Source organism: Pseudoalteromonas holothuriae, assembly GCF_945859825.1.
Lineage (GTDB): Bacteria > Pseudomonadota > Gammaproteobacteria > Enterobacterales > Alteromonadaceae > Pseudoalteromonas > Pseudoalteromonas holothuriae.
Genome location: NZ_CAMAPC010000036.1, coordinates 1 through 11344 on the forward strand (window position 1 = coordinate 1; position 11344 = coordinate 11344).

General features: G+C 41.8%; 5 protein-coding genes. 4 read left to right on the forward strand and 1 reads right to left on the reverse strand.

Annotation, left to right across the window (positions count from 1 at the left end):
* Window positions 1–319 (forward strand): integrase core domain-containing protein (locus OCI93_RS20525; protein WP_261627205.1); only part of this gene is annotated, 319 nt, incomplete at its 5' end.
* Here the strand turns inward: OCI93_RS20525 and tnpA are convergent.
* Window positions 302–487 (reverse strand): IS66 family insertion sequence element accessory protein TnpA, encoded by a 186-nt coding sequence (gene tnpA / locus OCI93_RS20530; RefSeq protein WP_261627206.1) that lies wholly within the window; start codon window positions 485–487, stop codon window positions 302–304. The two genes, OCI93_RS20525 and tnpA, sit on opposite strands and share 18 nt — an antisense overlap.
* Window positions 488–734: 247 nt before the next feature.
* Between tnpA and OCI93_RS20535 the strand changes: the two genes are divergently transcribed.
* The 3 genes from OCI93_RS20535 to OCI93_RS20545 form a co-directional block, all read left to right on the forward strand.
* Window positions 735–1478, forward strand: a complete 744-nt coding sequence (locus OCI93_RS20535) for a hypothetical protein (RefSeq protein WP_261627207.1) — start codon at window positions 735–737, stop codon at window positions 1476–1478.
* 10 nt (window positions 1479–1488) lie between these two features.
* Window positions 1489–1800 (forward strand): hypothetical protein, encoded by a 312-nt coding sequence (locus OCI93_RS20540; protein WP_261627208.1) that lies wholly within the window; start codon window positions 1489–1491, stop codon window positions 1798–1800.
* A 126-nt stretch (window positions 1801–1926) separates the two neighbouring features.
* Window positions 1927–11344 (forward strand): SpvB/TcaC N-terminal domain-containing protein (locus OCI93_RS20545; RefSeq protein ID WP_261627209.1); only part of this gene is annotated, 9418 nt, incomplete at its 3' end.

Here is an 11344-nt window from a genome sequence, read left to right on the forward strand (position 1 = left end):
GCCACCAAAAGGCTTAGTATTTCACTCTGACAGAGGGTCACAATATACCAGCAAACATTATCGTAAACTGTTAGCTAACTATGGCATAAGAACTAGCATGGGTGATGTCGGTGCGTGTTGGGATAATGCGGTTGTTGAACGATTCTTCGGCAGTTTAAAACATGATTGGTTGTTGAAAGTACCACAGCCAACTTGTGAGCATATGAGAAATGATGTAACGGCGTATATGCGCTATTACAACTTAGAACGAATTCATACAGCTAATGGTGATCTGTCGCCAGTAGAGTATGAGCAAAGTTCCTTAAGAAAAGTGTCCTGAATTAGTTGTGCAGAACAGTGCTTGCTGAGCACGTAGCTTAGTACGCTGATTATAAAATGTTTTGTTATTGAGTTCATGCTGCTGGCAAAACTCGGCGACGGATAGCTTGCTTTGAGCATGTGACTTTATAAGCAGTTGCCACTGCTCAGGGGTTTTATGTTTAGGCATGGTATGCTCCAAATTGAGATAAGAGCTTTACTTTATGAGCCGGTAGCTTCAGCGGCTAGGTGTGGTTTAGGCGACGCTTACGAAATATAGAGCTTAAACGCATCTTTAAATATTTAAAAGTCATGTGTATCTGGCATCATTTTTTAGTTATTTAAAGTTCAGTTGCAATAATAGTTTTGTTTTAGTTTGAATAATGTTCCTTATTTGTATACGATGCGGCCTATTTTGTAAGAATAGGGCTAAGCAAGTGCGCAAATTAATATTATTAGTAGGGATGTTAAGTGCCGCAACTCAGGCGGGTGTGATCAAGCAAGTTGAAGTAAACAACAACACAGTGTTGTTTTCAACCACGTCAATAGCAGATAGCAACTTGCCCTGTACTTCAGTAGATAATAAAAAACTGCGCGCATTTTCTCTTAATACCCACGATGGTAGGGCGATGTATTCACTTATTGTCACAGCTTTGTCTAAAAACTATGCCATAGAGACTGTGTCAGCTCAAGACTGTGCAGATACACACGGAGCAGAGCGCGCAAAAACCGTTCGTTTGCTTGCTAATACTAATAAAGAAGTTAATACAAGTGGCAGTATCGGTGTGTATAAAAGTGACGGTATTTCACGTGTAGGCAGTTTTATTAAATTAGACAAATCAGAAAAAGTGGCAGGAGAACAATATATTTGGACTTACATTGATGGTGATGCAGCAGCTGATTACAAGACAATTATTGTAGAACCTCATTTTTCAACGGAAATTTTTTATTCTGAATATGGATGTAAAGGTGAAGAACTGGTCAAGCGTAATACTAGCTGGTTCAATAATGGAAAACACTTTCAAACAGATACGAGTAGGAATGAAAAAATTAAGTCAAGCCGACGCAAGGGCTCTGCTTGCACTCATAACGTGGATTATTTGAATTATAGTGGGTGGCCGGCTAAAGAGATAGAACATCCTGTTTGTGGTAACGGCTTATGTACGATTAGGGAAGATTAGGGATAAAATTATGATTAAAAAGCTGCTTAGTCTTCTGTCTATTTGTACGTTTCCCGCAATAGCTATAACCAATATCAAACACGTTGAAGTAGTCGAAAGCCTTGTGGTTGTCACTGTAAAGACGTCGCGTGATAACGTAGCCTGTGGCGGTGCTCCTACCGACCAATGGGGACTTGATCTGACTCAGGAGCAAGATCACGCATTGTACGGACTAATTCTTACTGCTGTTGCAAAAGCGCAAGCAATCGAGTTTATGGGTAGTGGTATATGCCTAGATAATGGACGCATTGAGCGTATAAGCAAGGCAAGCTACAAGGGCTAAACAATGAAAAAGCTAAATATCTGTCACATGCTATTTAATTTAACTTTTATTTTCTGTCTGCTTTTCGTTTTAATACCACAAAAAAGCATGGCTTCAGCGTGGCTGCCAGTTCAAAGCCAGTATATTATGAACACGTTTGAGCCACAGCAGCTCACACACATTCCTACGTGGGTTACTCAACCTAGTAACCCCACAACCCATAAAACAATAACACTGCAATGGTCGACAGATACCCATGCTAGCCATTATGAACTATGGCTAAATGGTAGCAAATACACTTATACTACGAATCGCGCTGAGTTTTACTTTACCACACCAGAGTTGAAACTGTTTAAAGTGAGATCGTGTGACGGGCATATATGCAGCCCATTTTCTCAGTCTTTAAAGTTAGACTTTAAAAAGCGACTGGAGCTTTCTTTTGGTGAGCTGGGTGTTATAGAAGCAGGTAGCAATCAGCAAATTGCATTAACACTGCTCGAGCAGGTCCAAGTAACAGATAAAGTTGAATTTAGCTTAAATAAAGATGAATGGCGCACTAGTCAGGGTGATAATGCTCAATACACATATCTCGTAAATATATCTGAACCGGGGGAGTACCTGCTACATGTAAAAATTAATGGTGAGCGCATCAAGCCATTAATATTTAGAGTATATGGGCAACCAACAAAAGCGGTGGGTAATTTATCGCTTGGCAGAGTGGGGCAAATGGATTATCAGAACCAGCAAACGCTCGTACTCAGTAGTCCTGAAGATTTAATACTGCATTTTCAGGCTTCAGATGAAATTGCCCCGCCAATGGTTGGTTATTATAAATATCGCATTGAAAACAGCAAAGAAGGAATTATTTTCCAAACCCCGCCTTACTTGAAATATCAATACGGACACAATGAATTTCACATAGAAATACCAATAAAAAATAATGGCAAATACGATATTGCATTACGAGGATGCAATAGGCTTAGCTCGGGAGAGGTGTGTGGGCCAACTCAAATCGTACATGTTTATATTGGCGTACCAGCTACACCATATAGGAAACCGACGCAACCAGTATCTGGGGTATATATTAACGGTGTCTTGGGTGATACCACACGAAATGAGTATATTGAAGCAGAGCCTGATAGTGCAGTTTATCTGAGCTGGTCAAAATCGCCAGAAGTAGATACCGAAAGAGGCTACTACCTTATAGAAGTTGATTATCCACAAGGACACACTAAACAAGGCTTAGCATTTGGTACTGCACCCTATATCGCAAGGCGCTATAACGATAACGACTTTCATTATAAAATGCATTTTGATGTTGCAAAGCAAGACTACATTGTTACCGTAAGGGCCTGTAATCCCTATAACCAAACTGGTGGCTTTGAAGCTAACTGTGGACCAAGAAGCCACGCTGTGCGTGTTAAATCAAAGCCAGCTGAAGTTAAGTACGACATTAGTTTCGCAGGCATAAGCAGCGATATGGCATTTATAGGCCAAGAGATTACTGTCGCAATACAAACACAAAACAACAAAGTGTTAAAACGACTTGAAGTTAAACTTGATGATGATGATTGGGTAAGCTTAACTAGCGTAGATGGAAAGTCGTTTACATATAGCTTTGGAATACTTCCGCTGGGTAAACATAACATCGTTTTTAAAGCTGATAATTACTACGATAGTGCAACATTCTCGTTTGATGTAATTAAAGTGCCAATAAGCCAGTTAAAGGTAGAAAACCTTTCGCTGAGCAAATCGTTACTCGATTACGGAGATAAAATAGCAATTAGTTGGCAAAAGCCAACATATCATGATGAACCACTTTTTTATGATATTTATATTACCAAACCAAGCGCCCCCAGCATCCCTTATCTATGGCATAGCAAGCTTGACCCCTCAAATATTAGCTTTAATGGTAAATATCAAGTAGAGCGCGGACCGGTTTATATGCATGGTGAACATCTTGTTCAAGTCGTGCCTTGCACTCCTGAAGGGGTTTGTGCAAATCTTACTGGTGGGGTGAGTTACCATATTGACGGCGATTACTTACCAATCCCACCTCTGGCACAACCATATTCATTTATCAATGAAACACAAGCAATTGAATGGCAATTCAAAAATGCACAAGAGAAGCAATATGAATTTACTTTATATGTTAAAAAGCCAGGCAGTGAGCAGTTAATCGAACTTGCAAGTAGCGCTAACAATCAAGCTAACTTATTTATGTATAAATTTACAACTGCTGGTCAGCATCATTTTTTTGTGCAAGCTTGTGCGTTGGATGATGAAACAAAAAAATGCAGTAACTTAGCGCCGACAAAAGTAACTGTTGAAGTTATTAATACAGAATTCACACCGAAAAATACCGGCACAGAGTTATTATGGCCTGAAGTACCAAATAACCCCCGTATTGTGATCGAAAATGCTGCGTGCGCCAGTAATTGTAATATGGCATCCCTAAGCTGGGATCCGTTAGTAACGCTCACTAATGGCGAAACCAGTTATGGTTTGAGCGACTCAGAGGGCAAGGTATACCGTATCAAGGTGTGCTTTAGTGATGGCAAGTGTTCGTCTTGGAGTTTTGTTGGCCAGCTTAGCTTACCAGCTTTAGAGGTGTCGGCTCCTGAGTATTCATTTATTAATAAAGCCGAGAATATAAGTTGGAAATTCAAAACAGAGCCTAAGCTTGAGTTAATTTCAACTCTATATGTTTTAACACCTAACAGCAGTGAGATGGTAGAACTGGGTAGTAGTGACAACAGAGCTATAAGCTCATATGAGTATAAATTCAAACAAACAGGCACATATCTATTTTTTGCTCAAGCATGCGAAATGGGTCAACAATCCGTATCTATTATAGAAAATGCGAGCTTTCTATTTTCAAAATCTGTAGAAGCTTCGTCAAAAAATTGTACTACTCTAGAGTTGACTAAGACCGCTGTTACCGTAATAAACATAGAAAATTCAGGCAAAGAACTAACTTGGCCAAGAGTACCAGATGCAAGCGTGGTGATTGAAAGTGCAATGTGCGCTGATGCAAACACCTGTAATATGGCATCCCTAAGCTGGGATCCGTTAGTAACGCTCACTAATGGCGAAACCAGTTATGGTTTGAGCGACTCAGAGGGCAAGGTATACCGTATCAAGGTGTGCTTTAGTGATGGCAAGTGTTCGTCTTGGAGTTTTGTTGGCCAGCCTAGCTTACCAGCTTTAGAGGTGTCGGCTCCTGAGTATTCATTTATTAATAAAGCCGAGAATATAAGTTGGAAATTCAAAACAGAGCCTAAGCTTGAGTTAATTTCAACTCTATATGTTTTAACACCTAACAGCAGTGAGATGGTAGAACTGGGTAGTAGTGACAACAGAGCTATAAGCTCATATGAGTATAAATTCAAACAAACAGGCACATATCTATTTTTTGCTCAAGCATGCGAAATTGGTCAACAATCCGTATCTATTATAGAAAATGCGAGCTTTTTATTTTCAAAATCTGTAGAAGCTTCGTCAAAAAATTGTACTACTCTAGAGTCGACTAAGACCGCTGTTACCGTAATAAACATAGAAAATTCAGGCAAAGAACTAACTTGGCCAAGAGTACCAGATGCAAGCGTGGTGATTGAAAGTGCAATGTGCGCTGATGCAAACACCTGTAATATGGCATCCCTAAGCTGGGATCCGTTAGTAACGCTCACTAATGGCGAAACCAGTTATGGTTTGAGCGACTCAGAGGGCAAGGTATACCGTATCAAGATGTGCTTTAGTGATGGCAAGTGTTCGTCTTGGTTAGCCATTGATGCAGTTTATTTACCAAGTCCTGAATCATTATTTGTTCATCAAGAAGCCCCAGGTAATAGTGTGTCGTTTAGCTGGCAAATGCCAAGCTCTTATACGGAACCAGTGGATACCACTTTTTATATGGTTGCACCTAACTCAAATGAACTCGTTGTGTATACACAAAACGTTAACTTGATATCTGGGGTTTATAAGTTTTACCTAAAAGTGTGTGAGCGTGGCAACCCTCAACTATGTAATCAGCTTGAATTAACAGAGACTGAAATCGTTATTTTAGGTAGGGAATTAGTTTTAGAAGGTAGTGACGGCAAGCTCAGCTGGTCACCGATTGATGGCGTAACACATTACATTATAGAGCAGGCTTTTTGTCAGTCTAACTGTGAGGGTGAGGCATTAATATGGAAGTTCTTAAAGCAAACTCAAGCAAGTACTTACACCTTACAAGAAAATGATAAGAACCAATTGTACCAAGTTAAAGCGTGCTTTTTTCTTAATAAGTGCTCAACATGGAGTAACACTGTAATTGTAGTCAATAATGACTATGGCACAATTAATAATGATCTTCCTGATATAACTGACACAATACTTTCCACAATTTCTGCCCCAACAACTGATGTTGTCGGTACGCTGCCCGGCTCAGCGGGTGTTAATGGCGGTGCAGCCAGTTATAACTTACCGATTCAAATTGCGCCTGGTAGGAATGGCGTTCAGCCTAAGGTCTCGCTCAATTACTCTTCACGCTCAGGTAATGGTATTGCAGGTATGGGGGTGAGCTTGTCGGCGGGCTCGCAAATTAGCCGTTGTAGTGCCACGTATGCGCAAGATGGTTTTACCCAAAATCCACAATACAACAGCAATGACCGCTTATGTTTAGACGGGCAGAGGTTAATTGCGGTTTCAGGTAATTATGGTGAAGACAGCGCGATATATCGAACAGAGATAGATAGCTTTGTGCGGGTGACGCAATCAGGCGCAATTAATTCAAACAGCACATCATTCACAGTTGAATATGCTAATGGCACCACAGCCTACTTTGGTCGAGATGTAGACTCTAGAGTGATACATAGTGGTCAATCAGCCGCTTATTCTTGGTTGATAAGCCATCAACACGATGCCACGAGTAAAAACTATATTCATTACGACTATAAAGCGTATGGCGCGGGTGAAAGGTTGCTCAGTGATATTTATTACACGGGCTCTGGGGTGACAGCACAGGGGCAGCAAAAGGTATCATTCACTTATGAGGCTAATAACCAACCGCGCTCAGGGTATATTGCAGGTGGCTATTATGAGTCGACCCAAAAACTAAAAACCATTAACGCCTACACCAATACCAGCACCAAGGTACGTACTTACAAATTAGGGTATCAAACCAGTCATATCTCTGGTCGCGATTTATTAAAAACCGTGAGAATGTGCGTGGGTTCTAAGTGTTTACCAGCCACCACATTTGCATGGCAAAACAGCAACACACAAAAACTTGAATTTGAGCCAATGAGTGATGCTAACGGTACAATGCTTTATCAAGGCGTTGAAACGTTGTCGTCGGTGTTACCGCGAGGTGACCATAACGCAGATGGGGTACGTGATTGGCAAGGGTACTACGTGGATGCTGAAGGCAATGCAACTGAAAATAGCATAGCCTTTAACGCCTGTAGACAGAATATTTTTACAAGGCAACACGAATGCCATGATGGCGACTTTGACCAAGATGGTAAAAGCGACCAGTGGCGCATTGAATCAGGTGTATTAAAGCTGACGTTTAGCGGTTCGGGTGATGATTTTAATACAGGTATAGCCATGCCAACTGATATTAGAGTGGGATTAGATAACAGTCATATACGCCAAATTGGTGATTTTAATGGCGATGGCTTCCCAGATATTATGGTCTATGTGGGTGATAGCACGGACATGAGCTCACATCCTGTTATTGAATTGTATTTACACACTCAAAATACAGAAAAACCGTATGGAGCAGCAGCATACGATTGGGGGTTGACTCAAAAGAAAATAGGTAGAAATTATACCTTAGGTTCAGATGTCAGTGTGGTGGGCGATATCTCAGGCGATGGGACGTTGGATGTTATGGTAACCGACTCTGGAGCGAGTCTGGTATCACCATCATATATTCAACCCCTTCCGAGTGAGTTTTGGTTAGGTGATGATAATTATGATGCTAACAAAGTAATAGAAACACCGTTTGTACGCACGGACAGTTCTCCATTTACCCCTAATTTAAGTTATTTTATCGACATTAATGGCGATGGTTTACCTGATTGGTTGGGGTGGGAGAATGACAAATTGAGTACACGGTTAAAGTATCGACTAAACCAAGGTGGCAGGGTATCGTTTGCGCCTGAGGTAGAGTTTGAAGGAGCCAGCAACTTGATTGCAAAGCGGTTGCAGAATTTTAGTAATGGTAGTGATGGTACAGATACCCGAGATGTACCTAAGTACTATGGGGCTTTTAAGGTTGAAGACATTGACTATGATGGTATTCCTGAATTATTGATGCCAGATACAATAGTGTATGAAGCTTGTGCAAACGTGTTTGAAGGTTCAAAAAAGAAAATACTATGTGGTAATGGGCTTTATAACAATTATTGGCCTGATGGATTTAATGAAGGAAGCATATCTCCAATCAATGCGAGAGAGAAAGATAAGAGTATCTATCAATTTAAAGCACTTAAGTTCCATAAAAACTCAGCGGGTACTTTTGTGGTAACAAAAGAGGCAACAGACTTAATTGGTAGTGCCTATGACTCGGCATTTATAGACGCGTTTGGGACTGGCTTACGCAGCTTTGTGTTTAATCATTATTTGAACTTTACTCGTAGAGGCCATGTAAAAGGTAGAGAGCCTGCGACAGGTAGCTTTAATGGTTATGAGGATACTTACGGCGTTTACATCAACCGTAACTACGGTGCGGGTACGGGCGCAACCGGCGCTGACTACGCACCAATTGATATGCTGAAAAAGGTAGAAAATGGCGTTGGGGTGGTCTCTGAATGGACGCAGCGTCCGCTATCAAGTTCACTCACTGATTATAAAACAGGGGCCACTAATACCGATAACCAACAAGGTTATTTTAACTTTGCATCAAGCATGTATGTGGTCAATAAATTTACTCAAAGCAATGGTATTGGCGGCACAAACACCAAAGAGTATGGCTACTTTGGTGCCATGTACAACGCTCAAGGCCGAGGCTTTATGGGCTTTAAGTCGGTGATTGAAAAAAATGTCACGCTAGGGGTTGTTACCCGCTCTGACTTTAACCAGATATTCCCATATCAAGGTAAGCTCAAACGTCAGGCACAATTTAAAGCAACTGACTACACGGCGCGCAGTAATGAGTTACTGGCAAGTGCAACAACAGAAACAACCGCGATTAGTCATACCGATAATACATGGGGCAAACAAGGGCGTTATGTGTACTTATCAGCCCAAAACACCACACAAAGAGACGTTGATAACAGCCATACCGAGATGTTTACCAATGTACTCACCGTCGATACGATTGACACGTGTGGTAATGTGACCAAATCAACACAAACACGCAGTGATACATGGGGTGACTACACGACCACCACACAAACAGGCTTAGATGACGCTGCCAGTTGTAGTAATGATACCAGTAAAATATGGTGGCCACATAAACTCAAAAGTAAAACAGTGACTAAGTCGAAGATTAAGACACGTCATACTGATGACCCATTAAATGCAGACAATGCCGATTTGGATAGCACGTATGCAATTACCACCCTTTTTAGTGACTACCATATAAGCCGTAAGCCAAAAACGGCCACTGTGTCTGGCAAGATAGGCGACGTTGCATCAGGCAAAGGGAAAACCACCAAAACGGTATTTAATGACTATGGTCTACCTACATTGGTGAGTGAAACGGCAAAAGTACTTAATAGTGCAGGCAAATGGGAGGAGAGTACCCGTACCACTAAGATGACCTATTCCAAAGATGGTACAAATGAAGCAGCGGATGGCTATTTTCCACTTGTTATTACTAACGCCAAAGGCCATCAAGTTAAAACCATTACCGACCGAGCTACGGGGCAACCTAAGCAGCAAAAACGCCAAGTATCGTCCAGTAAATGGGTGACAACCACCTATGGTTACGATGATTTCTATCGCCCATTTAGTCAAAAAACCGAGGGTATGCCAATACAATACTCGGCCGTGCAATCGACTTTACACGATGACCATAAACCCAGCCATGCAGTGATGATGGTTAAACAAGTCAGTGCAGGCACCCCTGAAGTACGGGTGTACAAAGACAAGCTAGGTAGAACCATTCGCACCGCCAGCCAAGCCTTTGATGGCAGTTGGGTGTATCAAGATGTGAGCTTTGATAGCCTTGGACGCACCACCTATGAGTCAATGCCCTATAAACAAAGCGGCACATCTTATGGCACCAAATACAGTGGCTTTGATGTACTGGGGCGACCAGCGACTAAGGTTGTTGACCAACAGTGTGGTCAAAATACTACAGGCACAATGGACGTCACTTATGGTTATAGTGGTTTAACCACCACCATAGATGTGAGTGAGACCTGCCATAGCATAGCGCTTGGGCAAATGTCGCGTACCTATAATAGCTTAAAGCAACTGGTGCGCACCAAAGACGCAGCTGGTAACTTTACTTATTATGGCTATAACAGCCTTGGTTTACCCGCAGTGATTGAAGATGCAGCGGGCAACCAAATTAAAGCCACTTACAATGCGCTCGGTCGTAAAACCAAAGTAGACGACCCTAACCAAGGGGTCACTGGCTTTACCTACAATGGCTTTGGTGAGCTACAACAAGAAACACGTGGCAGCACCACCGTTAAGCTGTATGTCGATGTATTAGGTCGAGTAGTGACTCGCACAGCCACAGGCGAAAATAATTTAAGCTACAGTTACGACGCCAATAATGGCTACGGGCAAATGACTGTCGCCAGTGGCAATGGCGTAACCCATAGTTATGGCTTTGATACACTGGGTCGCCCAACCACGCATACCGTCTCGGGCAGTGGAAAAAGCTACACCACCAGTACACTGTACGATGGTAACTATGGCCGTGTTAAAGGCGTGCGTTACCCTAATAACCTCACGTTAGAATACACTTATAACAATAAAGGCTATCAAACCAGCGTTAAAAATGCAGCCAATGATTATGTATATCAAACGGTTGAAAGCCAAGATATATTAGGCAATATTACCCAAAGCGCGCTAGGTAATGGCTTAATACAAAAGCAATATTACTCATTAACCTCTGGGCAAATGACGGGCAGTTATACCGAAACAGACAACAGCCAACAACTAATGGCGTTGAACTACACCCAATATGATGGCTTTGGTAATTTAAAAGCCATGACGGTAACTACGGGCAGCTTTGATAACCAACACAGCTTTAGCGAAAGCTATGTATATGATGACTTGCACCGTTTAACCAGCAATAAAATAGATGGTATTACCACCATTAGTTATGGCTATGATGCAGTAGGTAACTTAACCAGTAAGTCTGACTATGCGAGCGAGTATAACTACAGCGACCACCTGAGCGGACACGCGGGTGGCGGTGCCAATGCAGTTAAAAAGGTACAAAAAACCGATGGTACTTGGGTGGGCTTTAGTTACGATGCGCGCGGTAATATGACCAAAGGCGATGGCCTAACCAGTGCCATTTACAATGCCATGGACAAACCAACCTCACTTACTAAAAATGGTATTACCAGCACCTTTGTATATGGCCCAGACCATATGCGCTTTAAGCAGGTTA